This window comes from Pseudomonas syringae KCTC 12500 (genome assembly GCF_000507185.2).
In the GTDB taxonomy this organism is placed as follows: Bacteria; Pseudomonadota; Gammaproteobacteria; order Pseudomonadales; family Pseudomonadaceae; genus Aquipseudomonas; species Aquipseudomonas syringae.
The window spans coordinates 2,521,893-2,547,334 of record NZ_AYTM02000002.1 but is presented as its reverse complement, the minus strand read 5'-3'; the positions used below and the strand labels follow the sequence as shown (position 1 = coordinate 2,547,334).

At 59.4% G+C, this 25,442-nt stretch carries 21 protein-coding genes and 2 pseudogenes; 16 read left to right on the top strand and 7 right to left on the bottom strand.

Features of this window, described 5'->3' with window-relative positions; translation table 11 throughout:
• Positions 1 to 12 precede the first annotated feature (12 nt).
• From spoT to V476_RS11680, 3 genes are read left to right on the top strand one after another with little or no spacing between them, the layout of a single operon-like run.
• Complete coding sequence (gene spoT / locus V476_RS11690; protein WP_003313985.1) at positions 13 to 2,118, top strand: bifunctional GTP diphosphokinase/guanosine-3',5'-bis pyrophosphate 3'-pyrophosphohydrolase; 2,106 nt, start codon at positions 13 to 15, stop codon at positions 2,116 to 2,118.
• 24 nt (positions 2,119 to 2,142) lie between these two features.
• Positions 2,143 to 2,523 carry a RidA family protein gene (locus tag V476_RS11685; protein WP_003313984.1) on the top strand — a complete coding sequence of 127 codons (381 nt, stop codon included), beginning with the start codon at positions 2,143 to 2,145 and terminating at the stop codon, positions 2,521 to 2,523.
• Between the two features lie 54 nt (positions 2,524 to 2,577).
• Positions 2,578 to 3,315, top strand: a complete 738-nt coding sequence (locus V476_RS11680) for a hypothetical protein (protein ID WP_024959759.1) — start codon at positions 2,578 to 2,580, stop codon at positions 3,313 to 3,315.
• Between the two features lie 52 nt (positions 3,316 to 3,367).
• Here the strand turns inward: V476_RS11680 and V476_RS11675 are convergent, their stop codons facing one another.
• A complete protein-coding gene (locus tag V476_RS11675; RefSeq protein ID WP_003425920.1) occupies positions 3,368 to 4,216 on the bottom strand; it encodes an SDR family oxidoreductase in 849 nt (282 codons plus the stop codon).
• 209 nt (positions 4,217 to 4,425) lie between these two features.
• Between V476_RS11675 and exbB the strand changes: the two genes are divergently transcribed.
• The 7 genes from exbB (at position 4,426) to V476_RS11640 (ending at position 12,918) form a co-directional block, all read left to right on the top strand.
• Positions 4,426 to 5,379 carry a tonB-system energizer ExbB gene (gene exbB, locus V476_RS11670; RefSeq protein ID WP_003392612.1) on the top strand — a complete coding sequence of 318 codons (954 nt, stop codon included), beginning with the start codon at positions 4,426 to 4,428 and terminating at the stop codon, positions 5,377 to 5,379.
• Between the two features lie 3 nt (positions 5,380 to 5,382).
• On the top strand, positions 5,383 to 5,808 hold the full coding sequence (exbD, locus tag V476_RS11665; RefSeq protein WP_002551495.1) for a TonB system transport protein ExbD: 426 nt from the start codon (positions 5,383 to 5,385) through the stop codon (positions 5,806 to 5,808).
• Positions 5,805 to 6,551: an energy transducer TonB gene (locus V476_RS11660; RefSeq protein ID WP_003313979.1), complete on the top strand. Its 747-nt coding sequence runs from the start codon at positions 5,805 to 5,807 to the stop codon at positions 6,549 to 6,551. Before exbD ends, V476_RS11660 begins: the two co-directional genes overlap by 4 nt.
• Positions 6,552 to 6,643: 92 nt before the next feature.
• Positions 6,644 to 7,567, top strand: coding sequence for a hydrogen peroxide-inducible genes activator (locus V476_RS11655; protein ID WP_002551493.1), 924 nt, complete (start codon positions 6,644 to 6,646; stop codon positions 7,565 to 7,567).
• 11 nt (positions 7,568 to 7,578) lie between these two features.
• Entirely contained in the window at positions 7,579 to 9,654 is a 2,076-nt protein-coding gene (recG, locus tag V476_RS11650) for an ATP-dependent DNA helicase RecG (RefSeq protein ID WP_003425918.1), read from the top strand.
• Positions 9,655 to 9,740: 86 nt separating this feature from the next.
• Positions 9,741 to 11,138 (top strand): aminoacyl-tRNA deacylase and HDOD domain-containing protein, encoded by a 1,398-nt coding sequence (locus V476_RS11645; RefSeq protein WP_003425915.1) that lies wholly within the window; start codon positions 9,741 to 9,743, stop codon positions 11,136 to 11,138.
• A 472-nt stretch (positions 11,139 to 11,610) separates the two neighbouring features.
• On the top strand, positions 11,611 to 12,918 hold the full coding sequence (locus V476_RS11640) for a CitMHS family transporter (protein ID WP_003313973.1): 1,308 nt from the start codon (positions 11,611 to 11,613) through the stop codon (positions 12,916 to 12,918).
• A 69-nt stretch (positions 12,919 to 12,987) separates the two neighbouring features.
• Here V476_RS11640 and V476_RS11635 read toward each other — a convergent pair whose 3' ends face one another.
• Complete coding sequence (locus V476_RS11635; protein WP_003413980.1) at positions 12,988 to 14,481, bottom strand: YifB family Mg chelatase-like AAA ATPase; 1,494 nt, start codon at positions 14,479 to 14,481, stop codon at positions 12,988 to 12,990.
• Between the two features lie 178 nt (positions 14,482 to 14,659).
• Between V476_RS11635 and V476_RS11630 the strand changes: the two genes are divergently transcribed.
• Positions 14,660 to 15,202 (top strand): GNAT family N-acetyltransferase, encoded by a 543-nt coding sequence (locus tag V476_RS11630; RefSeq protein ID WP_024959758.1) that lies wholly within the window; start codon positions 14,660 to 14,662, stop codon positions 15,200 to 15,202.
• Positions 15,203 to 15,215: 13 nt separating this feature from the next.
• On the opposite strand, the pseudogene V476_RS28880 reads toward V476_RS11630, so the two are convergent.
• Together V476_RS28880 and V476_RS27075 are read right to left on the bottom strand one after the other, a co-directional pair.
• Positions 15,216 to 15,344, bottom strand: a pseudogene (locus V476_RS28880) (oxidoreductase); the annotation flags it as partial.
• A gap of 1 nt (position 15,345) precedes the next feature.
• Positions 15,346 to 15,598 (bottom strand): annotated as a pseudogene (locus V476_RS27075) (magnesium chelatase domain-containing protein); the annotation flags it as partial.
• Positions 15,599 to 15,894: 296 nt separating this feature from the next.
• On the opposite strand from V476_RS27075, the gene V476_RS11625 reads away from it, so the two are divergent.
• Positions 15,895 to 19,275: a toxin VasX gene (locus tag V476_RS11625; protein WP_024959757.1), complete on the top strand. Its 3,381-nt coding sequence runs from the start codon at positions 15,895 to 15,897 to the stop codon at positions 19,273 to 19,275.
• A 4-nt stretch (positions 19,276 to 19,279) separates the two neighbouring features.
• A complete protein-coding gene (locus tag V476_RS11620) occupies positions 19,280 to 20,023 on the top strand; it encodes a hypothetical protein (protein WP_024959756.1) in 744 nt (247 codons plus the stop codon).
• A gap of 15 nt (positions 20,024 to 20,038) precedes the next feature.
• Here the strand turns inward: V476_RS11620 and V476_RS11615 are convergent, their stop codons facing one another.
• Entirely contained in the window at positions 20,039 to 20,773 is a 735-nt protein-coding gene (locus V476_RS11615; RefSeq protein WP_024959755.1) for an SDR family oxidoreductase, read from the bottom strand.
• 235 nt (positions 20,774 to 21,008) lie between these two features.
• Here V476_RS11615 and V476_RS11610 point away from each other — a divergent pair, with 235 nt between their 5' ends.
• Positions 21,009 to 21,926 (top strand): AraC family transcriptional regulator, encoded by a 918-nt coding sequence (locus V476_RS11610; protein ID WP_024959754.1) that lies wholly within the window; start codon positions 21,009 to 21,011, stop codon positions 21,924 to 21,926.
• A gap of 15 nt (positions 21,927 to 21,941) precedes the next feature.
• Here the strand turns inward: V476_RS11610 and V476_RS11605 are convergent, their stop codons facing one another.
• The gene (locus V476_RS11605; protein ID WP_024959753.1) at positions 21,942 to 22,559 is read right to left on the bottom strand and encodes a hypothetical protein; all 618 of its coding nucleotides are present in this window, start codon (positions 22,557 to 22,559) and stop codon (positions 21,942 to 21,944) included.
• Positions 22,560 to 22,800: 241 nt separating this feature from the next.
• The gene (locus tag V476_RS11600; protein ID WP_024959752.1) at positions 22,801 to 23,076 is read right to left on the bottom strand and encodes an accessory factor UbiK family protein; all 276 of its coding nucleotides are present in this window, start codon (positions 23,074 to 23,076) and stop codon (positions 22,801 to 22,803) included.
• A 417-nt stretch (positions 23,077 to 23,493) separates the two neighbouring features.
• On the opposite strand from V476_RS11600, the gene glnK reads away from it, so the two are divergent.
• Together glnK and V476_RS11590 are read left to right on the top strand one after the other, a co-directional pair.
• A complete protein-coding gene (glnK, locus tag V476_RS11595; protein ID WP_002555808.1) occupies positions 23,494 to 23,832 on the top strand; it encodes a P-II family nitrogen regulator in 339 nt (112 codons plus the stop codon).
• 33 nt (positions 23,833 to 23,865) lie between these two features.
• On the top strand, positions 23,866 to 25,203 hold the full coding sequence (locus V476_RS11590; RefSeq protein ID WP_003344468.1) for an ammonium transporter: 1,338 nt from the start codon (positions 23,866 to 23,868) through the stop codon (positions 25,201 to 25,203).
• The last annotated feature ends 239 nt before the right edge of the window (positions 25,204 to 25,442 follow it).

Here is a 25,442-nt window from a genome sequence, read left to right as displayed (position 1 = left end):
AGGGGTAGCGCCTTGCCGAGCATAGACGCCCTCGCCGACAGACTGTCGGCCTACCTCGGCAAGGACCAGGTCAATCTGGTCCGCCGAGCGTATTTCTACGCCGAACAAGCCCACGATGGCCAACGCCGTCGCAGCGGTGAAGCCTACGTCACCCATCCTCTTGCGGTGGCGAACATTCTTGCCGACATGCACATGGACCATCAGAGCCTGATGGCTGCGATGCTGCATGACGTCATCGAAGACACCGGGATTGCCAAGGAAGCGCTCAGCGCCCAATTTGGCGAGACTGTCGCGGAACTGGTCGACGGGGTCAGCAAACTGACCCAGATGAATTTCGAGACCAAGGCCGAAGCCCAGGCGGAAAACTTCCAGAAAATGGCCATGGCCATGGCGCGCGATATTCGCGTCATCCTGGTCAAGCTCGCCGATCGCCTGCACAACATGCGCACGCTGGAAGTCCTGTCCGGCGAAAAGCGCCGGCGCATCGCCAAGGAAACCCTCGAAATCTATGCGCCCATCGCCAATCGGTTGGGCATGCACAGTGTGCGCATCGAATTCGAGGACCTGGGCTTCAAGGCGATGTACCCGATGCGCTCCTCGCGAATCAACCAGGCGGTCAAGCGCGCCAGGGGCAATCGCAAGGAACTGGTCAACAAGATCGAAGAATCCCTGAGTCATTGCCTGGCCGTCGATGGCATCGAAGGCGACGTCAGTGGTCGGCAGAAACATCTGTATGGCATCTACAAGAAGATGCGCGGCAAGCGTCGCGCCTTCAACGAGATCATGGATGTCTACGCGTTCCGCATCATCGTCGACAAGGTCGACACCTGCTATCGCGTGCTCGGCGCTGTACATAATTTGTACAAGCCACTGCCCGGTCGCTTCAAGGATTACATCGCGATCCCCAAGGCCAACGGCTATCAGTCCCTGCATACCACCTTGTTCGGTATGCATGGCGTGCCTATCGAGATCCAGATTCGCACCCGCGAAATGGAAGAAATGGCCAACAACGGCATCGCAGCGCACTGGCTATACAAATCCAGCGACGACGAGCAGCCCAAGGGCACTCATGCTCGAGCCCGACAGTGGGTCAAGGGCGTGCTGGAAATGCAGCAGCGTGCTGGCAACTCCCTGGAATTCATCGAAAGCGTCAAGATCGACCTGTTCCCGGACGAGGTCTACGTTTTCACGCCCAAAGGCCGAATCATGGAGCTGCCCAAAGGCTCCACAGCGGTGGATTTCGCCTACGCGGTACACACCGATGTCGGCAACAGCTGCATTGCCTGCCGGATCAACCGCCGACTGGCGCCGCTTTCCGAACCGCTGCAAAGTGGCTCGACCGTCGAGATTGTCAGCGCACCCGGCGCACGTCCGAATCCGGCCTGGCTGAACTTCGTCGTCACTGGCAAGGCGCGCACCCACATTCGTCACGCGCTCAAGCTGCAACGCCGCTCCGAGTCGATCAATCTGGGCGAGCGCCTGCTGAACAAGGTGCTCAACGGCTTTGAATGCAACCTCGACAAGATCGGTCAGGAGCGCATTCAACTGGTGCTCAACGAATATCGGGTCGAAGTGCTGGAAGACCTGCTCGAAGACATCGGCTTGGGTAATCGCATGGCTTATGTCGTTGCCCGCCGCCTGCTGGGCGAAGGCGATCAGCTGCCAAGCCCTGAAGGCCCGCTGGCGATTCGTGGCACCGAAGGTCTGGTGCTCAGCTACGCCAAATGCTGTACACCAATCCCGGGCGACCCGATTGTCGGCCACCTGTCTGCAGGCAAGGGCATGGTTGTACACCTGGACAACTGCCGCAACATCAGCGAAATCCGCCACAACCCGGAAAAATGCATCCAGCTGTCCTGGGCGAAGGACGTGACCGGCGAATTCAACGTCGAGCTGCGTGTCGAACTCGAGCATCAGCGCGGCCTGATCGCGCTGTTGGCCAGCAGCGTCAACGCGGCGGACGGCAATATCGAAAAAATCAGCATGGACGAACGCGATGGTCGCATCAGCGTGGTCCAACTGGTGGTCAGCGTGCACGATCGCGTGCACCTGGCTCGTGTGATCAAGAAACTGCGCGCCCTGACCGGTGTCACACGCATCACCCGGATGCGCGCGTAGGCCATCCCATTATCAGGAGTTCTCATGACCAAGACTGTCATCACCAGCGATAAAGCCCCTGCGGCCATCGGCCCTTACTCACAGGCCATCAAAGCTGGCAATACCGTCTACATGTCCGGACAGATCCCGTTGGACCCGAGCACCATGGAACTGGTCGAGGGCATCGAAGCCCAGATCACTCAGGTTTTCGAAAACCTCAAGTCGGTTGCCGAAGCAGCGGGCGGATCTTTCAAGGACATCGTCAAACTGAACATCTTTCTGACCGATCTGGGCCACTTCGCCAAGGTCAACGAGCTGATGAGCGCCTACTTCACTCAGCCTTATCCGGCCCGCGCAGCTATCGGCGTTGCGGCCTTGCCGCGTGGCGCCCAGGTTGAAATGGACGCGATTCTCGTCATCGAATAAATCCCCGACGGAGCGTGCCTTGCGCTCCGTTCTCCCTGAAGGAAGGAATCCGTTATGCGCTCCGCGCTCGCCATCTCGCTGCTCGCCGTCATTCTAGGCGGCTGCGCCAGCCACGCCGACCGCAATCCGGACGGCACGTGGATCAACCAGACCGCCATCGACGCCGCCGTCAAGCAAGGCAACTTGCGTCAGGCCCTGCTCGCCAATGGTCCCAACCTGGAGTGGAAAATCAACTCCAAGGCCAACCAGGCCATTTACTCCAATGGCTTCGAGCTGGGCGAAGGCAAGATTGTCAGCGCTGCCGAAGGCAAGCTGCACGTCGACTTCTATGGCAACTTCTTCGAAGACCTGAGCGTCAAGGGTGACGAACTGGTCCAGGCGGCCAGCGAGTCAGGCCCTGAACAGCACTTCCAGAAGCCCGAAAATCCGGCCCCGGACGGTGCTCAGCCAGGCAGCAGCTTCGAGAAAGCTCTATATGGCGCCTACATGGGCGGCAAGTGGACGGTCGTCGAGGGTGACGGTCAGGGCAGCACTGTGCAATTCATGCCTGATGGCAGTGTGCAGGGGCTTCCGGAAAACGATCGTTACGCGCTCTGCCTGGCAGGTGATTGTGCAGCCATGAGCGGCGAATACGACAGCATGTGGCTGGAGAAAGCCGAGAAAGGCAACCCGTGGATTTTCGCCCGCAAAGGCAAGCAGCTGGAGATATTCCAGGCTGTGAACAACGCCGGCGCGGACCAGATGCCCGAGCTGCGTCCCGGCCCACGTCGCTGGTTGCTCGAACAGCAGTAAGCGATTCAGGCATCAGGAGCGCCCTTCACGGCGCTCCTGATCGACCACTGTTTTAGCCCAGCAAAGCCGCATAACCTGCTTTATAGTCAGGGTAAATCGGCGACCATCCTAATGCCCGCGCCCTGGCATTACTGCAACGCTTGCTGCCCACGCGCTGCACGCTGACCTCCTCCGACCATTCGGTCACCCCCAGATACTCACGGATCCACGCCACCACATCGGCCAGCGCGGCCGGATCGTCGTCGACGCCCAGGTAGCAACTCTCCAGCGCAACGCCGCGTTGATCCGCCAGCAGCACGTGCTCCAGCAGACCGGCCGCATCGTCGGCATGAATGCGATTGGCGTAGACCGGCGGATCGATCCTCACGCTGTGCCCCTGACGGACACGGTTCGACAAGTCACTGCGACCTGGGCCGTAAATACCGGTCAGTCTTACCGCCGTGGCCGGAAACCCGCTGTTCAGCGCGACCTGCTCGGCTTCCAGCATCACCGTGCCGGTGTAGTTGCCGGGCTCGGTGGCGGAGGTTTCGTCCACCCACTCCCCGTTCTGCTGACCGTAAACACCGCTGCTTGAAACGAAGATCAAGCGCTTTGGCCGCTGCCCGGTCTGCTCGAGCCAGCTCAACACATTACGCAGGCCCTCGACGTAAGCCATCCGGTAACCCGCTTCGTCACGCTGCGAGGGGGTCGCGCAATACACCACATAGTCCAGTGCCGCATCAGGCCACTGGGCAGGTTTGGGCGTCTTGAACAGATCGCCCGCCACACCGTGAACACCGGCAGGAAGCTCGGAAACAGTGCGCCGCAGCCCATGCACGGTCCAGCCGTGAGGCAGCAGGCGAGTAGCGAGTCGCGAACCAATGTCGCCACAGCCGGCGATCAGAAGCGAAGGAGCAGTCATTCGGTATCTCCAGAAAAGGCGGTGTCAGTATCGTTAAAAACGCTCATCGACAGGCAAGCGTTCGGGCGAATATGTAAAAAAGATACTGTATTACTTTTGTTAACAAGAACGATTTGCAATAATGGCGGCCCATTCGTTCCCCGTGAGCGTCGACAGCACCACGCGACGCACTGGAACCATCCCCTTTTTTCCTCTCAGGTCCGGCCAGCATGAAACGCATTCAATCAATCGCTTCGCCTACCCAGATGCCTCGCCTGCCTCGTGCATGGCGCAGTATCGCAGCCCTTGTCTTGAGCCTGATGTTCGTCCCCATGGCACTCGCGGATCAATCGGCTCCGACCGCGGCCCCTGCGACCTCCACCGCACCTGCGGCAACGGCACCTGCCGCACCTGACGCAGCAGCCCCGGTGCAGGCCATGGAACCCGCCGCCGAAGACAACAGCCTGGGCATGGCGCATGACCTGTCGCCGTGGGGCATGTATCAGAACGCCGACGTGGTGGTCAAAGCGGTCATGATCGGTCTGGCCATCGCCTCGATCATTACGTGGACCATCTGGATCTCCAAGGGTTTCGAGCTGCTGGGCGCCAAGCGCCGGTTGCGCGGCGAAATTGCCAACCTGAAAAAAGCCCGCTCCCTGTCTGAAGCGAGCGCCACCGCCAGCACGGAAGGCACCCTCGCCCACTTGTTGGTGCACGACGCCCTCGAAGAGATGCGCTTGTCGGCCAACAGCCGCGAGCGCGAAGGGATCAAGGAGCGTGTCAGCTTCCGCCTCGAGCGTCTGGTCGCCGCCTGTGGCCGCAACATGAGCATGGGCACCGGCGTGCTGGCGACCATCGGTTCGACTGCGCCGTTCGTGGGTCTGTTCGGTACGGTATGGGGCATCATGAACAGCTTCATCGGCATCGCCAAGACCCAGACCACCAACCTCGCCGTGGTCGCCCCCGGCATCGCCGAAGCCCTTCTGGCCACGGCGCTGGGCCTGGTCGCGGCGATCCCTGCGGTGGTGATCTACAACGTCTTCGCCCGCTCCATCGCCGGTTACAAGGCTCAGGTGTCGGATGCCTCGGCACACGTCCTGCTGCTGGTCAGCCGCGATCTGGATCATCTGCCAGAGCCGTCCGAGCGCAATCAACAACAACCGCACATGGTCAAGGTGGGCTAACACGTGGGCCTGCATCTTAACGAAGGCGGCGACGATCTCGCCGAGAACCATGAAATCAACGTGACGCCGTTCATCGACGTCATGCTGGTGCTGCTGATCATCTTCATGGTGGCTGCGCCGCTGGCGACCGTAGACATCAAAGTCGATCTGCCAGCGTCTACCGCCACACCGCAGCCCAGACCCGAGAAGCCGATTTTTCTCAGCGTGAAAACCGACAAGAGCCTGTACCTGGGCGAAGAGAAGGTTGCCCGCGAGCAGATCGGCCAGGTGCTGGACGCCCGCACCAAGGGCAAGAAAGACACCACGATCTTCTTCCAGGCCGACAAGGGCGTGGATTACGGTGATCTGATGGAGGTCATGAACACGCTTCGGGGTGCGGGTTACCTGAAGGTCGGTCTGGTGGGTCTTGAGACGGCTGGTAAGAAATGATCAGTACGCGCCAAAAACTGACGCGCTATAGCGGTAGTCTGTTGTTGGTGCTGGCCGTGCACGCCATCGCAATCATTGTTGCCGTTCGCTGGCCTGCCCCGCAGCCTGTCGAATTGCCACCGGCCGCCATGATGGTCGAACTCGCGCCAGTGCCCGAACCCGCTCCGCCACCACCGCCCAAGGTCGTTCAGCCGCCACCGCCGCCAGCCCCGGAGGAGCCGACACCGGTGCCGGAAGTCGTACAGGCGCCGAAGCCGGAAATCGTGGTGCCCAAGAAGGTCGAGAAGCCCAAGCCCAAACCACAGCCGCCAAAGCCGCAGAAGAAGCCTGAGCCGCCCAAGGAAAAGCCTGCCGACGAAAAGCCGGTCGATACACCGCCGACCACAGCGCAACCGGCAAAGCCGGTGGCTCCCAAGCCTGCTCCTGCACCTTCGCCACCCAGCAACGCATTGCCGAACTGGCAGGGTGATTTGCTCGGTCATCTGAGCAAGTACAAGAAGTACCCTGAGGATGCACGCCGTCGTGGCATGCAGGGTGTTGCTCGTTTGCGCTTCGTGGTGGACGCTGACGGCAACGTGCTGTCCTACTCGATTGCCAACAGTTCAGGCAGCTCGGCGCTGGATCGAGCGACCATGGAAATGATCCGTCGCGCTCAGCCATTGCCCAAGCCGCCTAAGGAAATCCTCAATAACGGCACCATTGAAATCCTCGCACCGTTCGTTTATTCGCTGGATAAACGCTGAATTGTACTTTTGTTACTCATAAGTACTTCTGATAACGTGCGTCTATCGATTGCACCCGCTATGCTGGGGTCGCAACTTCATGGACGCACGTTATGACTCTTACAGAATTGCGCTACATCGTTACGCTCGCCCAGGAGCAGCACTTTGGCCATGCGGCGGAACGCTGCCATGTCAGCCAGCCAACGCTGTCGGTGGGTGTCAAAAAACTCGAAGACGAACTCGGCGTGCTCATTTTCGAGCGCAGCAAGAGCGCTGTGCGCCTGACACCGGTCGGTGAAGGCATCGTTGCACAGGCGCAGAAAGTGCTTGAGCAGGCCCAGGGTATTCGCGAACTGGCCCAGGCCGGCAAGAACCAACTGACCGCCCCGCTGAAAGTCGGCGCGATCTACACCGTCGGTCCTTACCTGTTTCCTCACCTGATCCCGCAACTGCACCGGGTCGCCCCGCAGATGCCGTTGTACATCGAAGAAAACTTCACGCATGTGCTGCGCGACAAGCTGCGTAACGGTGAGCTGGATGCCGTCATCATTGCCTTGCCGTTCAACGAAGCCGACGTGCTGACCCTGCCGCTTTACGACGAACCGTTCTCTGTCCTGATGCCGGCCGACCATCCCTGGACTCAGAAAGAGACCATTGATGCCTCGGCGCTCAACGACAAGAGCCTGTTATTGCTGGGCGAAGGTCACTGCTTCCGTGATCAGGTCCTGGAAGCCTGCCCGACGCTGGGCAAAGGCAACGAAGGCGCCAAGCACACGACAGTAGAGTCCAGCTCGCTGGAAACCATTCGGCACATGGTCGCCTCCGGGTTGGGCATTTCGATCCTGCCGCTGTCGGCAGTCGACAGCCACCACTACGCGCCCGGCGTGATCGAAGTCCGCCCGCTGACGCCGCCCGTGCCTTTCCGCACGGTCGCCATCGCCTGGCGTGCAAGCTTCCCGAGACCCAAAGCCATCGAAATCCTCGCTGACTCTGCACGTCTGTGCTCGGTGGCACGTCCGAAAACAGTCGCTAGCTAGGCATAACAGAAATGAGCGAGCTTTCCAGGGTCTCGGTCACGGCGCTCAAGGGTGTCGGCGAAGCGATGGCAGAAAAGCTGGCCAAGGTCGGCCTGGAAACCCTGCAGGACGTGCTGTTCCATCTGCCGCTGCGTTATCAGGACCGCACGCGCATCGTACCGATCGGTGCGTTGCGTCCTGGTCAGGATGCCGTCATCGAAGGCGTGGTCAGCGGTGCCGATGTGGTGATGGGCAAGCGCCGCAGCCTGCTGGTCCGGCTGGGCGATGGCACCGGCGTCGTCAGTCTGCGCTTCTACCATTTCAGCAACGCCCAGAAAGAAAGCATGAAGCGTGGCACGCACCTGCGTTGCTTCGGCGAAGCGCGTCCCGGAGCTTCAGGACTGGAAATCTATCACCCGGAATATCGGGCGATTACCGGTGATGAGCCCGCGCCCGTCGAACAGACCCTCACGCCGATCTACCCGACGACCGAAGGCCTGACCCAACAGCGTCTGCGCCAGCTGTGCCAGCAAAGCCTGGCCATGCTCGGCCCCAAAAGTCTGCCGGACTGGCTGCCTGAAGAGCTGGCCCGAGATTATCAGTTGGCCCCGCTGGATGATGCGATCCGTTACCTGCATCACCCGCCGGCCGATGCCGACGTGGAGGAGCTGGCCCTCGGGCATCACTGGGCGCAGCACCGACTGGCTTTCGAAGAACTGCTGACTCACCAGCTTTCCCAGCAACGCCTGCGTGAAAGCCTGCGGTCACAGCGCGCACCGGCATTGCCCGTTGCGAAAAAACTGCCGAAACAGTTTCTCGCCAACCTCGGCTTTGCCCCCACCGGCGCGCAGCAGCGTGTCGGCAAGGAAGTCGCCTATGACCTGAGTCAGCCTGAGCCGATGCTGCGGCTGATTCAGGGCGATGTGGGGTCGGGCAAGACCGTGGTGGCCGCACTGGCTGCCTTGCAGGCACTGGAAGCGGGTTATCAAGTGGCGCTGATGGCGCCCACCGAGATTCTCGCCGAGCAGCACTACATCAACTTCCAGCGCTGGCTTGAGCCCTTGGGCGTGGGTGTGGCATGGCTGGCGGGCAAGCTCAAAGGCAAGGCGCGCGTCGCGTCTCTGGAGCAGATCGCCGGCGGCACACCCATGGTGGTCGGCACCCATGCGCTGTTTCAGGACGAAGTGCAGTTCAAGAACCTGGCGCTGGTGATCATCGACGAGCAGCACCGGTTCGGCGTGCAGCAACGCCTGGCGCTGCGCAAAAAGGGCGTTGGTGGCCTGATGTGCCCGCATCAATTGATCATGACCGCCACACCGATCCCGCGCACGCTGGCCATGAGTGCCTACGCCGATCTGGATACTTCGATCCTCGACGAACTGCCGCCGGGCCGGACGCCGGTCAATACCGTGCTGGTTGCCGACAGTCGCCGCCTTGAAGTCGTGGAGCGTGTGCGCGCCGCCTGCGCAGAAGGTCGCCAGGCCTATTGGGTGTGCACGCTGATCGAAGAATCCGAAGAGCTGACCTGCAAGGCCGCTGAAACCACCTACGAAGAATTGAGCAGCGCGTTGGGTGACGTGCGCGTCGGGCTGATTCACGGGCGTATGAAACCCGCAGAAAAAGCCGCGATCATGGCCGAGTTCAAGCAAGGTGCGCTGCAATTGCTGGTGGCAACGACGGTCATCGAAGTCGGTGTCGACGTGCCGAACTCCAGCCTGATGATCATCGAGAACCCCGAGCGCCTCGGCCTGGCGCAATTGCACCAGTTGCGCGGCCGCGTCGGGCGCGGCAGCGCGGTGAGTCATTGTGTGCTGCTCTACCATCCGCCGCTTTCACAAATCGGACGGCAGCGGCTGGGCATCATGCGCGAAACCAACGACGGTTTCGTCATCGCCGAAAAAGACCTCGAACTGCGCGGCCCTGGCGAAATGCTAGGTACCCGACAAACGGGCCTTCTGCAGTTCAAGGTCGCCGACCTGATGCGCGACGCAGACCTGCTACCGGCCGTACGCGACGCGGCTCAGGCGCTGTTGGAGCGCTGGCCGCAACACGTCAGCCCGCTGCTCGACAGGTGGCTGCGTCATGGCCAGCAGTATGGCCAGGTGTGATGCAGACTATGCTTTGCAAACCGCGTGCGACCCAAATCGAATAACGTGGTTATACTTCAGAAAATGTAGGAATTTGGACATAGCTCATGACAGAAGTCGCCCACGTCAATGATCCGCACCATGCGCCGTCGGTAATCCGGCAGTTGCTTGAAAAATTGGCTATCAGCTACAACGAAGTCGTGGACGAAAAAAACCTCCCTCCAGCGCGCAAGGTGCAGGCTGTGCTGGTCGAGGACGCTGTCGGTGCATTGCTTATCCTGTTCCCGCAAAGCCAGTTGCTCGACCTCTCCCGCATCACCGAGCTGACCGGCCGCAAACTGACCGCCGTACCGCACGAGCGGCTGGCGCGCATGCTCACTAAGCACAACCTGCGCGTACTGCCAGGTCTCCCGGCGCTGACCAGCTCACCCTGCCTTTACGACGAGCGCTTGCTTCAGGAGCCAACCCTGTTGGTGGGTTCGGGCGAGCCTGGGGTCCTGCTGGAAATCAGCAGCGACGACTTCAAGGGCATGCTGAGCAAGGCCAGCGCTGCGCACTTTGGTCAACCGGTGGCGACGATCCGGCCGAACCTCGATCGTCCTGACGACGATCCTGCAGAAATCACCCAGGCCATGCATGCCTTCACAGCGCGCCGCATCCAGCAGCGTCTGGAGGCGACCCTGGAGATTCCGCCGCTGGCTGGCACTGCGCAAAAAATCATCAAACTGCGGGTCGACCCCGATGCGACCATCGATGACATCACCGGCGTCGTCGAAACCGATCCTGCGCTGGCCGCTCAGGTCGTCAGCTGGGCCGCTTCGCCGTATTACGCGTCGACCGGCAAGATTCGTTCGGTCGAAGACGCAATCGTCCGCGTACTGGGCTTCGATCTGGTGATCAATCTGGCACTGGGCCTCGCACTGGGCAAAACCCTGAGCCTGCCCAAGGATCAGCCACAACAGACCACGCCGTACTGGCAGCAATCCATCTATACCGCTGCCGTCATCGAAGGCCTGACCCGCGCCATTCCGCGCGCCAGCCGGCCGGAGGGTGGTCTGAGCTACCTCGCCGGCTTGCTGCATAACTTCGGTTACCTGCTGCTGGCGCACGTGTTTCCACCGCACTTCACCCTGATTTGCCGGCAACTGGAAGTTAACCCGCATTTGCACCACAGCTTTATCGAGCAGCATCTGCTGGGTATCAGCCGCGAGCAGATCGGTGCGTGGCTGATGCGCTATTGGGACATGCCGGATGAGCTGTCCATCGCATTGCGTTTCCAGCACGACCCGCACTACAAGGGTGAGCATCACGTCTATGCCAACCTGGTCTATCTGGCAGTGCGCCTGCTGCGAGCCAACGGTATCGGCTCCGGTCCCGAGCAGGACATCCCGGACGAACTGTTCGACCGCCTGGGACTGACGCGCGACAAAGCCAACGAATCAGTGAAAAAAGTGCTCGAGGCCGAAGTGCTGCTGCGTGAACTGGCGTCGCAGTTCAGCAAGTAATCTGCGGATTTAGTATGCGAATAGTGCCGACGGCTCTGGCTCAGGCACTACTCCCCCGAACCTCAAAAAGGCTCGCTCTCACACTCCGGCAGGTGCTCATCAAGGCGTAGCCAGGGAAACCCGTTGCTACCACAGCCCGCCGCAATGGCAGCCACCCGAGTGTATCTCGCTCATCCGTGCTTCTCCCCCGTTCATGCCCATATCCCTTCGGACAATAAAATTCCCGCAACTGCCGAATGAAAGGTCGGTGAAAGCTTGGCCAATTAGCATCAGCCCACTTCCGGCAAAAAGACCGGTTAGCCAGGAACGGACTCCGAGGTGTTTCAGGCCCAATTAACAACAATAATGGTGATTCCGATGCTTCCTGACTTCTCGCTCCACACTCTCCTTGCGCCCCCACTCCACGTACCGATCTGCTGAGCTGACTCGTTCATTTCACGTTCTGTAGCCGTATTACGTCTGGAGTATTCCCATGCTGACTTTCCTTGGCTTTGCCATGGTTATTGCGTTCATGTACCTGATCATGAGCAAGCGCCTGACTGCGCTGATCGCCTTGATCCTGGTGCCGATCATCTTCGCCCTGTTCGGTGGCTTCGCGTCGCAGATCGGCCCGATGATGCTGGCAGGTATCACCAAGCTGGCGCCGACCGGCGTGATGCTGATGTTCGCCATTCTGTACTTTGCGCTGATGATCGACTCCGGCCTGTTCGACCCGGCCGTGCGCAAGATCCTGAAAATGGTCAAGGGCGACCCGATGCGCATTTCGGTCGGCACCGCCGTACTGGCGCTGGTGGTGTCCCTCGACGGTGACGGCGCGACCACCTATATGATCTGCGTTGCCGCCATGCTGCCGCTGTACAGCCGCATCGGCATGAGCCCGCGCATCATGGCCGGCCTGATCATTCTGGCCGGCGGCGTGATGAACATGACGCCCTGGGGCGGCCCGACCGCTCGTGCGGCCAGTGCCCTGCACGTCGATGCCTCCGACATCTTCGTACCGATGATCCCGGCCATGCTGGCAGGTGTGATCGCGATCCTGGCGATTGCCTACTTCTACGGCAAACGCGAACGTGCCCGTCTGGGTGAACTGCACCTGCAGGGTGATGAAGTCGACCACAGCGAAATCAGCGTCTCGCAATTCCCCGACGCGCGCCGTCCAAAGCTGATCTGGTTCAACGCTGCCCTGACCCTGACACTGATGGTCGCCCTGATCATGGGCCTCCTGCCGCTGCCGGTTCTGTTCATGATCGCGTTCAGTATCGCGATGATCATCAACTACCCGAACCTGCAGGACCAGAAGGACCGCGTATCGGCCCACGCCGGTAGCGTACTGGCGGTGGTCGGCCTGATCTTCGCCGCGGGTATCTTCACCGGCATCCTGTCCGGCACAGGCATGGTCGACGCGATGTCGAAAAGCCTGCTGGCCGTGATCCCGGATGCGCTGGGCCCGTACCTCGCCGTGATCACCGCGCTGGTGAGCATGCCGTTCACCTTCTTCATGTCCAACGACGCGTTCTACTACGGCGTACTGCCAGTGCTGTCCGAAGCCGCTGCCCACTACGGCATCAGCCCGGTGGAAATGGCCCGCGCTTCGATCGTCGGTCAGCCGGTCCACCTGCTCAGCCCGTTGGTGCCTTCGACCTACCTGCTGGTGGCACTGGCCGGTATCGAGTTCGGCGACCACCAGCGCTTCACCCTGAAATGGGCGATTCTGGTGTGCATGTGCATCCTGGTTGCCGCGCTGCTGATGGGCATCTTCCCGTTCTATAGCAGCATGTAAGCGTCTTTAGCTGTCCCAAAACTCGCCGTCGACTTGATCGTTGACGGCGAGTTTTTGCGTTTGCGGCCATCAATTGGTTGAAGGCCGATACTGCAAGGCCTCGGCCAGATGGCTGCGGTTGATCGCGTCCACCTGCTCCAGATCCGCCAACGTCCGCGCCACCTTCAGCAATCGATGCGCCGAGCGCAACGACAGGGTCAGACGCTCACACGCCGTCTCCAGCCAGCTTTCGTCGACACTGGACAGTGCGCAATACTCGCGCAGCCCTGGCAGATCGAGAAACGCATTGGCACAGCCCTGACGGCGTTGCTGACGGTCTCTCGCCTCAGCGACCACGGCTGCGGCACTGGCAGTGTTTTCACTGGTGGTGGGGTCAGGGTTGAGGGCGGTGGCTTCGCGAGCGACGGTCAGGTGCAGGTCGATCCGGTCCAGCAGCGGGCCGGACAACTTGTTGCGATAGCGCTGCACCTGCTCGGTGGAACAGCGGCAGCGCCCGGTCGGCTCACCGAGATAGCCACAGGGACACGGATTCATCGCCGCCACCAACTGGAAACGCGCCGGAAAGCGCACGCGATCCCGCGCCCGGGAAATCACGATATGCCCGGACTCCAGCGGCTCGCGCAAAACCTCCAGCACGCGGCGATCAAACTCCGGCAGCTCATCAAGGAATAGAACACCGTGATGCGCCAACGTGATCTCGCCAGGTTGCGGACGACTGCCACCGCCCACCAACGCCGGCCCGGACGCCGAGTGATGCGGCTGCCGAAACGGCCGCTGCGGCCAACTGGTCAGCGGCACCTGGCTGGCGACCGACTGAATCGCCGCTACCTCCAGCGCTTCATGCTCGTCCAGCGGAGGCAACAAACCCGGCAGGCGACTGGCGAGCAGCGTCTTGCCAGTGCCGGGCGGCCCGCTGAACAGCAGGTTATGCGCCCCCGCAGCGGCAATCACCAAGGCACGCTTCGCGGCGGTCTGGCCCTGCACTTCGCTAAGGTCGGGATACGGCTTGGGCTGATGCAGCAGACCACTGGACTGATACGGCGCAATCACCGTGCGCCCGTTGAAATGCGCGACCAGCTCCAGCAAGTGGCTCACCGCAATCACCCGCAGCCCCGACGCCAGGCACGCTTCCTCGGCGTTCACCGCCGGGATGATCAGCGTCCGCTCCGCCGCACGCGCCGCGAGTGCAGCGGGCAGCACACCCTGAATCGGCCGAATCGCCCCCGACAACGCCAACTCGCCCAAGCATTCAACGTCCTGCAACGCCACCAGCGGCACCTGCCCGCTGGCGGCCAGCAAACCCAGCGCAATCGCCAGATCGAACCGCCCGCCATCCTTGGGCAAATCAGCCGGGGCCAGGTTGAGCGTGATCCGCCGCGCCGGAAAATCCAGCCCGGAATTGAGAATGGCACTGCGCACCCGGTCCTTGCTCTCCTTGACCGCCCCCTCCGGCAACCCCACCAGCGTCAGGGCCGGCAGGCCGTTGGCCAGATGCGCTTCAACAGTAACCGCCGGGGCTTCCACCCCGACCTGGGCACGACTATGGACGATAGCCAGCGACATGGATCATTCCTTGATATAAGCGATGGGCGGGTATCGTGCTTTATTTACGGGATGGGGGTGAGTGGGGAATGGATACAGGGTGTGAGTGAGGCGAGAACGACGTATATATATTTGGGTTGCGTAGAAATGCCATAAACATTGCTTTAAATGCTGAAACAAACCAAGCAGGAGCATTGATATGAGCATCCGCCTTGCCCTTCCCGAGGACTCGCTGCAAATAGCGACGATTCATCTGGAGTCATGGAGAAGTGCCTATGAGGGCATCATTCCCTCTGCCTATATCAATCGGATAACGCTTGAGGCGAGGCTGTCCCATTGGACCAAGGAGATCGCTTCGGGCGAATCGGACCTGTACGTCAAAGTCGACAGGTTAGATCGGGTCTTGGGCTGGATGGCAACCGGGGCTGACAGGGAACATCCCGAAGACCGCGGCGTCGCGGAAGTACAGGCCATCTATATCAGCCCAACGCACACACGCCAAGGCATTGGGCGAGAGCTGTTCGACCATGTGATGCCTCTCTTTCAATCCGCTGGCCACACCAGAGTTGTCGTCTGGGTGCTGGAGAGCAATGCCCCTGCCATCGATTTCTACCATCAACGAGGGTTCGCAAAAGAGCCGATCGAAACCAAGACGATCGAACGAGACAATGCCAGGTTGGTCGAGATCAAACTTGAACAGCTCATCACGACACCGCCCTCAACGGTGCCCTGCTCACCTTAGTCAAGCCTGCAGCTCAATAAGCACACCCCGTAGGCCGCACCACAATCTCGCTCACATCCACCCCATCCGGCTGCTCGATCGCGTAAACAAGCGCCCGTGCAATGGCGTCCGGCTCCAACGCAACCTTTCGAAATGCTTTAATCGCTGGCGGCCAGCAACCCTAGCGCAATCGCCAGATCGAACCGCCCGCCATCCTTGCGGCAAATCAGCCGGGGCAAGGTTGAGCGTGATCCGCCGCGCCGGAAAATCCAGCCCGGAATTGAGAATGGCACTGCGCACCCGTTCCTTGCGCTCCTTGATCACCCCCTCCGGCAACCCCACCCGCGTCAGGGCCGGCAGACAGTTGGCCAGATGCGCTTCAACAGTAACAGGGTGTGAGTGGGGTTCGACAGGCACGACACTTAGTCGGCTAAAGGCTGCATGCAAAACATAGATGCGCAAATTTTTGCGCATCCGATGGCCGGGGCTTAACCAGCAAAGCCCTATATTCAAAGCGATGCGGCACACATTAACGAGTCAGCGCATGTGCGCAGACGTTTGCGCACTATTTCATGCTTTTTTTGCTCGATGTCTTTGCTTTAAATCTCTATCTATTTGTTTTTTATAGGCAAATAGACAGTCGGCACATATCTTGGAATGCACTTCTGCATACAGCGGGCGATATCGCCCGTTTCTGCGCAGAGATTCCATGCATGACCGACAAATCCGGCACCCATACACAACGACGTGCTGCAACGTTCGCCAAAACTCCCGCCACGGCCACCAGTCTGTGCCCCTTCCGAAAACCTGAAGTCGCCATCGTGCCAGTGCGCTATGCGCTGGACCGCTCCCGCTACGATACCGCGCCCGAGAAGCTGAAACCGCTACTCAAGGGCAGCCGCTGGGCGGTGATGCCGAAGCTGAAAACACGCAGTTATACCCTTCGCCAACTGTATGACGGCTATGTGTATGTCTATGACGAAACGGCAGAGACGTTGCACGAGTACGCGGTGTCAGCCGCCACCGGCAACCTGAGCCGTATTGTCTGGACCGATGCGCAGATCGGCAGCAACCAGCGCAGTGGCGGCAGCGATGCCAAGCCTTTTCTGCTCTATCCGCGAAACAACCTGCTGCGCATCGCCTTTTCAGCGCAGCAGTGGACCTGGCGAATCTGCGAACACCTGCGCTCCAATCCGGCAAGCCGCACGTCATGGATGAAAGCGCTGGATCTGAAACGCTACTGCATGACCATGGCCGAGCCGCATACCCTGCCGTTGAACCGTATCGCCGAGGCGGTGGCGGACATCGACAAAGAGCATGTGGTTGAAGATGACCGCTTTGCAGACTCGGCGATTCCTACATCCAAGGCCTCCAGCGAAGAAACCCAGCCGCTGTTTTCGCCAATCGGCGCTGACGTTTTCTGGCAGGGCAGCGTTGAAGATCAGGACAGCTCCCTGCTCATCGCCCTTGATGATCCGCTGGCCATTTTCAACGATCTGGGCATGCAACTGGCTGCCGATCAGGCCGCTTACCGCAACTGGCAGGCCGAGCACGAACACAAGCTCCAGATAGCCCAGACCGTCACCACGCTATGTGGCGCTGAAAGCGAACCGGAGAAACTGCCAGCATCGGTGCGCGATAATGCCGCGCTCACTCACCAGTATCTGGGCGAGCTCGAAGCTTACTTCGAGCAGTGCATCCTTGAGGAAGCGCAGATCAGCAGCAGTAACGTGCCCGGCGATTTTCTGCTGATGCCGGACATGTTCAAGAGCCCGGAGATGCGTAGATCGATTGAAACGCGTTACGGCAGCGCGCCCTCCGACGACGCCCTGCAAGCCTGGAAAGATCGCCACAAATGGCGGCGCGAGGTCGATCTGAGCGGTGCGCGTCAGTACCTTCAGCAGCACCTGCCAACCGGCGACACACTGCTGCAACAGGTGCGTGACACGCAAAGCGACTTTCGGCAATGGTCGACCCATCTGGGCACGGAACCGCTCAAGCTGTTTGTCGACCCCACACACCCTGAAAGCCTGCTTTATCTGCAAACGCTCATGCTCAACCTGCAGATCATTTACGCTCAGGACAACGCCGCCAGCGCCTGGCTCGCCGAGCAGGAAGCCAACGACAGCAGCCCGTTTGGCACCTTGCGCTACGGCTTCTCACCGGCGCTCAAACACGCGCTGCACCAGGAGGCCAACGCGCTGCTGAACGGCCTTGGCGACGTCACCAACCTGGCTACCCGCATCGGCGAACTCAACGGCACGCTCAATCATCAGGGCTTTGCCGACAAGCCGTGGATGAAGGCGCTGAAACAACCCGTTCAGGACACCTTCAAAGCCCTCGGCCAACTGGCCAGCGGTGCTGGCAAGGGAACGTTCGAAAGTATCCTGCTGGCCTGGGTGCCCATCGACAGCCGTCTGGCGGTGGGCAAGCAGCAAAACATCGTTGCACTGATACGCACGCTGCTGATCGGCCAGATCCTGCTCGACTCGAAGGCGCGTATTGCGATCGATCACACCATGCTCGCGAAACTGAAAAACTGGATCAGTGAGTGGCAGGTGCTTAACAAACAGATCAGCGACACCCGCCGCAGCTGGCTCTACCCAACCGCTTACAAACCCCGCAAAAGCATCGCCCGCCACCTGCGCGCGCTTGAGCAAAAGCTTCGTCTGCACGAACTGAGCATGCCCGCCCTGCTCGACTATCAGAACAACGAATATGCGAAGCAACTGCAGGGCGAGATTCGCCAGCACTTCCAGTCCGGCAAAGCCATCGCCAAAGACTGGCTGAGCACCGCCAGGCGCTGGATCGATGGCCTGGGTGGGATTGCCGGCTCGATCACCTGGGGCGTGATCATGCTCAACTTCATCAACACCGCCTTCACTTATCGCGACCTTACTCGGGATGGAGACTTCAGTGCCAAGGACGTCGGCAAGGTGACGTATGGGTTGGGGTATAGCTTTAACTTGCTGATGGCGGTGTTTGTTGAAGCACCGTGGGCGGTTATCAGGGATGCGACGCCGGTGCTGATCGATGGCAAGAATGTCGGGATTCTGGATCGCTCTGCGAGTTATTGGAGGGCGAAGGGAAATGCGGCGTGGAGTGATGCGATACGTGGGTTCAGGGTTTCAATGGTGGCGATGGGAGCGTTTGGGGTAGCGGCGGTAATGTTAGAGGTAATAGATATTCGCGATGACTGGAACAAACTGGAAACTTCGGCAGAAAAAAACGCGACTATCATAAAAGGCTTTGCTGCCTCTGCGATGGGGTTGGGCTCGCTGGCTCAATTGCTAGTGGGCATTTCTCCTGCAAGCAAGCTAACTATATTAGTCATGAGTCCTTGGTTCAGTTTCGCTCTACTCGTTACAGGTACAATCTATCTTTTAGCAACGATGGCGTTAAATTATTTCAAGCAAGATCTTGTCGGCTGGTGGCTACGAAAATGCTGCTGGTCCAGAACGCTTCAATATCGCCACCCAGAAACCCCTCAGGGTCATTACGACGAGATTCGTAACTTGCTTGAGATACAGCTAGGCCCACAACTTTATGTTAAAAGCACCACGCATTATGAAGATCGATATTTGGGTAAAGGTGACTATTTTAGCGCGACGATTCAAAACGGTGCAGGCATACAGCTTCGCTTACCAAATATATTGCGCGGACGCTCAGTAAACTTCAACGTTATCAGCAGCAAGCGTCCTTGGGGCATAATGCCAGTGAATAAAATAGACCAACCGATATATCAGGACTTCTTGGATAGAGGACAGTTCAGGGCCACCAGCCAGTTCGGAGTGCTGACCGAAAAACGTATAGAACATGTTCATAAAGACTGCACATTTCCATTGATGCCACCTGAGGGTGAAGATGTTATTTGGGAGACTTGGGTGCCGCTAGAACAGGATGCACGTTACTTGGAGCTGCAAATTTGGTATCCCGAGAATTTAATATGTACCGGCGTAGAGGATACGGGCTATCTGTTCCAAATAGAACTGGACACTCAAGGACATACATCTTTCGAAGGCTCGTCAGCAGCCGATCTTGAAGTTAAAAGTTTAAACCGACTCGGCTTCATGACACTGGAAATCGCAGAGTAATAGCATGCTTAGAAAAGAAGCCGTTCCCCAGCAAGAGACCTTACCTAATGAGAACAACTCTAGATTGATAGCTCCTATTATAACCAACGCTTTTTATGCAGAAGTAGACATCCTTAACTGGACAATAAAAACTATCGCACCTCACAAAAAAGAAGTTATGCGAATGCAGCTTCTTTTAGGCCTAGGACATATAGCCATGTTCATATTCAACGTTTGGGTGTGGTGGGAGGCGTTCACTCAGGAGCCGCATTGGTTATTCATATTAACCCTGCTTTTTATCGGAAATTATTTGTACTTCGTCACACTGCTCATCCGCCAAAAAACCATCTACAACTACACCATCACCACCCACCATGCCCTCGTAGAGTACTACCTCCACTACCCCGATTTCGCCTCTTCCTTTTTCAAAGGCATCGCCATCGCCGTGATCATGCTGTTCGTATTCGTAGCCATACTCACCGGATCACTGCTGTTCCTGATCGGCCCGGTGGCCATGGCCTTTATCGCAGCCATCAAGCTACTCAACTGGGAAAACCCCATCCACCGCGAACAAAGCCTGCCATGGGCCGAGTACAACTTCGTCACCGTCGACCGAAAGCGCCTCATGATCATCACCCACCGCACCGACGTCACACTTGGCTTCGAGGCCCGCTTCCAGCACGAGGTCCTGTTCAACAAATACCTCGCGTTCCTCCGTGGCGCGCTCCCCCCAACGGCCGAGTTCACCGAAAGGGCCTGGAAGTGGTAGTCCTCATTACCAGTCTCAATAAGCACTCCCCGTAGGCCGCACCACAATCTCGCTCACATCCACCCCATCCGGCTGCTCGATCGCGTAAACAAGCGCGCGTGCGATCGCATCCGGCTCCAACGCAACCTTTCGAAACGCGTTCATCGCCTCGCGCGCGGTCTCGTCGGAAATCGAGTCGGCCAGCTCTGATTCGACCACGCCGGGGCAGACGACGGTGACGCGGATCTTGTCGGTTTCCTGCCGAAGGCCATCGGAGATGGCGCGAACAGCGAATTTGGTGGCGCAGTACACTGCGGCGGTCGGGGAAACGGCTAGGCCGCCGATGGAGGAGATGTTGATGATCTGGCCGTGCCCTTGCGCTTGCATGCTCGGCAGCACGGCGGCGATGCCGTGCAGTACGCCGCGCACGTTGACGTCGAGCATCTGGTTCCACTCTGCGATGTTCACCGCGGCGAGCGGCGACAGGGGCATGACGCCGGCGTTGTTGATAATCACGTCGATCTTGCCGAACGCGTGTTTGGCGAAGTCGGCAAAGGCTTGCATGTCGAGCGCATCGGTCACGTCCAGCGCGCGGAAGCGTGCCGAGCCGCCCTGCGCTTCGATGTCTGCCGCCAGCATCTCCAGACGCTCGATGCGCCGAGCGCCCAGCACCACGTATGCGCCCTTGGCGGCGATGAGTCGGGCGGCAGCTTCGCCAATGCCGCTGCTGGCGCCTGTGATCAGTACAACCTTGCCTTGAATATTCGACATGACTGGCTTTCCTCGTGAAGTCATCGGTGGCTCAGTTTCAGCACGCGGCTCAAACTGATTGCGATGGCCATGCTACGAGTCGCTCATCACTGTGCGCATGCCGATACCTGCGCGACACTTGCCTATTCCTGTCTGTGGGTCTGCCTTACGCTGAATCGCTGCACAATGGCCGCTATGATGGCGTTCGATGCAAAGGAAAGGCGTGCAGCAACACTGACTTGGGACGGGGTTATTCATGGATACACACAATGCTGCGAGCGCTCCGGGCACCGATGTTTGCCGGGCTGAAATCATCCAGTTGCTGACGCAGCGCTTTGCGGCACCCGGTGTTTATGAAACCGCTATTGCGCCGCTGCACGTTATCCGCTGCGATGCGCCGTCCGAGCTGATTCATGCGCTGCATCGGCCAGCCCTTTGCGTGATCGTTCAAGGTCGCAAGGAGGTTGCGCTGGGCGATGAGCAATATGTGTACGACCCGCTCAGCTATCTGGTCGTCGCGGTGACTGTGCCGGTCGCCGGGCGCGTGCTTGAAGCGAGTGGCGAGGCGCCCTATCTATGTATTCGTCTGGATTTCGAGCCTGCGCACATTGCCCAGCTCATTGCGGAAGCGCCATTGAACGGCGTTCCGGACGAGCCGCAGCGGGGCCTGTTTCTTGAGCCAATGGATCAGCCATTGCTGGAGACGGTGTTGAGGCTGGTGCGCCTGCTCGACACGCCTCGCGACATCGGCATGCTCGCGCCCCTTGCACTTCGGGAGCTCTACTATCGGCTGCTGCGCGGCAACAATGGGCGGCGACTCTACGAAATCGCGGTTGGGGATTCGCAGACGCATCGCGTTACGCGGGCGGTCGACTGGCTGAACAGTCATTACACCGAGCCGCTGCGCATCGACGAACTGGCGCGTCTGGCCAACCTCGGCAATTCGACGCTGCACCACCGATTCAAGGCGCTGACCGCCATGAGTCCGTTGCAGTATCAGAAAAAGCTGCGCCTGCAAGAAGCTCGACGGCTGATCATCAATGAAGGCCTGGACGCCTCCAGCGCCTGCTATCGCGTCGGCTATGAAAGCCCTTCGCAGTTCAGCAGGGAGTACAGCCGCCAGTTTGGCTGCCCACCCTCGACAGATCTCAGCCGAGTGCGGCAGATTGGCTGACCTCCCCGTCTGATATCAGCGTCCGGGCGCGGCCAACCGCGCATATTGGTCCTGACTGATCCACCCGGTAAACGAGCGATCATCGGCATTGATGAACTCGACCTGAGCCGCGCCATCCTTGAATGCCAGAACCCCGACGACATCATCCTTGACGATATAGGCGCCTCGGGTGGCTTTGGCATTCGGTGTTTTTTGCAGCCAGGCCTTGTCCGCGGTGACAGTCAGCAGACCGACCCACTGCTTGCTGGCGGTCCGGGTCAGATCCATGCCGGTGGCGATGTCCGGCGCCATCACGTTCATGCAGCCGGGGTGCTGCCGGCCTTGCTCGATCGTCAGCACCACGCCATCAGCCGAGGCCTTTAGTGTTCCTGGGTAGACGTCATCCAGCCAGGACGACACCGCTGCGCCCTTCCCGGCCTCGACCTTGCCTTGCAGATAGAACGCACAGCTGAATGCCTCGCCGCGCGTCTCCGAGTAATAACCCTCGACCTGATGCTCGGGCGTCACGGCCAGCATCAACTGCTCGTACTTGCCGGAATGCAATGCCGTCTCCTGAGCGAAAACAGACGTGCCGATACACAACCACAGGGTTGCGGCCAGGGAGCTGCGAGTAAGGGGACGTTTGTCAGTCATGCTTCCATCCATAGAACGTTCGAATAGCCGGGAGGAGTGGCCAGTGCATGACTGGCGCGCCGAGACGTTAGCGTATTTCGGCGCGCAACTGTATCACTGAAATCCGGGGCGATTCATGGCTGCGACGCGAAGGCCAGTACACGTTTGAGCCTCTCGCTTCGCGAGCAGGTCAGGTGCCTGCCCCGTTGTGCATGACAACGTTCAGCGCTGCAGCGCACTGAAAGCAAAACAAGGAAAGCCCTTATTCGGCTTTTTCAGTCCCTGCGGCCCCGCCAGTCTTCTCTTCCAGCTCGGCCATCTTGGCCTCCAGCGCTTCGAGGCGGGCGCGGGTGCGGGCGAGGACGGCCATCTGGCTGTCGAACTCTTCACGGCTGACCAGATCCAGTTTGCTGAAGCCGCTTTGCAGCAGGGCCTTGAACTGGGTTTCGAATTCGCTGCGCGGTACAGGCGTTTCGCCATTAAACAGGCGAGAGGCGTGGCCGCTGAGAGCGTCAAGAAAGGCTTTGGGCGCGAGCATGGTTATTTTCCTGAATCAGAGGCCGGCAGTGTAACACGCAGTGTCTATAGTCAATCCTGGGTGCGCAATGCACGCTTATGGAGCGCAGTGACGGGCACATGAGCACCATTGCTGTGCATTAGCGCCATGATGGACCCTGCAAGGTTATGCAAAACCAGCCCAAGGGCCTGTATTCAATGAATATTCGCGAGGTGGCAAGCTTTCTGCTTAGTGGCTTATGACCCATGCACTGATGCAGTCGCTGTGACGAATGCAGTGCGGCAGGCGGAGCGGGGAAGTGTTTCGTCAGAAGCGGTTTTCTGGAGTTGGTCTGGCCTGATCAGGCGGCCAGCACGTTACAAAGCCAGACACTGCGCTTAGACTTGAGTCGGGTTTGTTTTCCTGGGGCAAGTCCACCAAATTCGGGAGAAAGTTTTCATGAAGCTAGTCACTGCCATCATCAAGCCGTTCAAACTGGATGACGTTCGCGAGTCGTTATCTGAAATCGGCGTGCAGGGCATCACCGTCACTGAAGTCAAAGGCTTCGGGCGTCAGAAGGGTCACACTGAGCTTTATCGCGGTGCTGAATACGTCGTCGACTTCCTTCCCAAAGTGAAGATCGATGTCGCCATCGATGACAAGGATCTGGATCGTGTCATCGAAGCCATAACCAAGGCCGCCAACACTGGCAAGATCGGTGACGGCAAGATTTTCGTGGTCAATCTGGAACAGGCCATTCGCATCCGTACCGGCGAGACCGATACAGACGCTATTTAAGCCGCCAAACCCAACGCCCCAGGAGAAAACAATATGACTCTGCGTCAATTCGCAGGGCTCGGTGCCCTGTTGTCCCTCGCATTACCTGGTCTTGCCCTGGCGGCTGATCCAGTGGCCGAGCCGGTGCTGAACTCTGGCGACACCGCATGGATGCTGACCTCGACCGCTCTGGTCCTGTTCATGACCATCCCCGGTCTCGCGCTGTTCTACGGCGGCATGGTTCGCTCCAAGAACATTCTGTCGGTGATGATGCAGTGCTTCGCAATCACCGGTCTGATCAGCATCCTGTGGGTCGTCTACGGCTACAGCATTGCGTTTGACACAACCGGTATGGAAGCGGGCGTCGTCAACTTCAATTCCTTCTTTGGCGGTATGGGTAAAGCGTTCCTGGCAGGCATCACGCCGGCAAGCATTACCGGTCCTGCTGCGTTGTTCCCTGAGGCGGTGTTCGTCACCTTCCAGATGACCTTCGCGATCATCACCCCTGCCCTGATTGTCGGCGCTTTCGCAGAACGCATGAAGTTTTCCGCGATGCTGGTGTTCATGGGCATCTGGTTCACTCTGGTCTACGCGCCAATCGCCCACATGGTCTGGGGCGGCGTCGGTGGCTTGCTGTGGGACTGGGGCGTTCTGGACTTCGCTGGCGGTACCGTCGTACACATCAACGCCGGTGTAGCCGGTCTGGTAGCGTGTCTTGTACTGGGCAAGCGCAAAGGTTTCCCGACCACGCCGATGGCGCCGCACAACCTGGGTTACACCCTGATCGGCGCCGCGATGCTCTGGGTCGGCTGGTTCGGCTTCAACGCCGGTTCCGCAGCTGCGGCCAACGGCACTGCCGGTATGGCCATGCTGGTCACTCAAATCGCTACCGCGGCCGCCGCACTGGGCTGGATGTTCGCCGAGTGGCTGACTCATGGTAAGCCAAGTGCTCTGGGTATTGCCTCTGGTGTGGTTGCCGGCCTGGTTGCCGTTACCCCTGCGGCCGGTACCGTCGGCCCGATGGGCGCGCTGATCATCGGTCTGGCAGCGGGCGTGATCTGCTTCTTCTGCGCGACCAGCCTCAAGCGCAAGCTGGGCTACGATGACTCCCTGGATGCGTTCGGCGTTCACGGCATCGGCGGTATCGTCGGCGCGATCCTGACCGGTGTGTTCGCAGCACCTGCACTGGGCGGCTTCGGCACCGTGACTGACATCGGTGCTCAGGTCTGGATTCAGTTCAAGGGCGTCGCGTTCACCGTTGTCTACACCGCAATCGTGACCTTCATCATCCTCAAGGTGCTGGATGCGGTCATGGGTCTGCGCGTCACCGACGAGGAAGAGTCTGTCGGTCTGGACCTCGCTCAACACAACGAGCGTGGCTACAACTTGTAAGCTTTGGCCTACGCAAAAAAGAATGCCCGGTCTCCGGGCATTTTTTTGTCTGACGTTTGTGGATATACCGCCGCTTTTTGCTGTCATTGATCTTGCCCGTGTCAATGATTTCGGCACCGTGACGCAGCGCAGGTAACGAGGTTGCGGCAGTCTTCGTCAACTTGCAGGGAAGCCGGTTTATTGCGCGCTTTGCTTTTTTCTCAGTCGAGTTAGAATGCGCGCCGAAGGTGCGGAGAACG

What these genes read in the sequence shown, in the direction of transcription:
- V476_RS11685 (WP_003313984.1), top strand. Translation starts at nt 2,143, where the DNA reads ATGACCAAGACTGTCATCACCAGCGATAAAGCCCCTGCGGCCATCGGC.
- V476_RS11680 (WP_024959759.1), top strand. Translation starts at nt 2,578, where the DNA reads ATGCGCTCCGCGCTCGCCATCTCGCTGCTCGCCGTCATTCTAGGCGGC.
- V476_RS11675 (WP_003425920.1), bottom strand. Translation starts at nt 4,216, where the DNA reads ATGACTGCTCCTTCGCTTCTGATCGCCGGCTGTGGCGACATTGGTTCG.
- exbB (WP_003392612.1), top strand. Translation starts at nt 4,426, where the DNA reads ATGAAACGCATTCAATCAATCGCTTCGCCTACCCAGATGCCTCGCCTG.
- V476_RS11660 (WP_003313979.1), top strand. Translation starts at nt 5,805, where the DNA reads ATGATCAGTACGCGCCAAAAACTGACGCGCTATAGCGGTAGTCTGTTG.
- V476_RS11655 (WP_002551493.1), top strand. Translation starts at nt 6,644, where the DNA reads ATGACTCTTACAGAATTGCGCTACATCGTTACGCTCGCCCAGGAGCAG.
- recG (WP_003425918.1), top strand. Translation starts at nt 7,579, where the DNA reads ATGAGCGAGCTTTCCAGGGTCTCGGTCACGGCGCTCAAGGGTGTCGGC.
- V476_RS11645 (WP_003425915.1), top strand. Translation starts at nt 9,741, where the DNA reads ATGACAGAAGTCGCCCACGTCAATGATCCGCACCATGCGCCGTCGGTA.
- V476_RS11640 (WP_003313973.1), top strand. Translation starts at nt 11,611, where the DNA reads ATGCTGACTTTCCTTGGCTTTGCCATGGTTATTGCGTTCATGTACCTG.
- V476_RS11635 (WP_003413980.1), bottom strand. Translation starts at nt 14,481, where the DNA reads ATGTCGCTGGCTATCGTCCATAGTCGTGCCCAGGTCGGGGTGGAAGCC.
- V476_RS11630 (WP_024959758.1), top strand. Translation starts at nt 14,660, where the DNA reads ATGAGCATCCGCCTTGCCCTTCCCGAGGACTCGCTGCAAATAGCGACG.
- V476_RS11625 (WP_024959757.1), top strand. Translation starts at nt 15,895, where the DNA reads ATGACCGACAAATCCGGCACCCATACACAACGACGTGCTGCAACGTTC.
- V476_RS11620 (WP_024959756.1), top strand. Translation starts at nt 19,280, where the DNA reads ATGCTTAGAAAAGAAGCCGTTCCCCAGCAAGAGACCTTACCTAATGAG.
- V476_RS11615 (WP_024959755.1), bottom strand. Translation starts at nt 20,773, where the DNA reads ATGTCGAATATTCAAGGCAAGGTTGTACTGATCACAGGCGCCAGCAGC.
- V476_RS11610 (WP_024959754.1), top strand. Translation starts at nt 21,009, where the DNA reads ATGGATACACACAATGCTGCGAGCGCTCCGGGCACCGATGTTTGCCGG.
- V476_RS11605 (WP_024959753.1), bottom strand. Translation starts at nt 22,559, where the DNA reads ATGACTGACAAACGTCCCCTTACTCGCAGCTCCCTGGCCGCAACCCTG.
- V476_RS11600 (WP_024959752.1), bottom strand. Translation starts at nt 23,076, where the DNA reads ATGCTCGCGCCCAAAGCCTTTCTTGACGCTCTCAGCGGCCACGCCTCT.
- glnK (WP_002555808.1), top strand. Translation starts at nt 23,494, where the DNA reads ATGAAGCTAGTCACTGCCATCATCAAGCCGTTCAAACTGGATGACGTT.
- V476_RS11590 (WP_003344468.1), top strand. Translation starts at nt 23,866, where the DNA reads ATGACTCTGCGTCAATTCGCAGGGCTCGGTGCCCTGTTGTCCCTCGCA.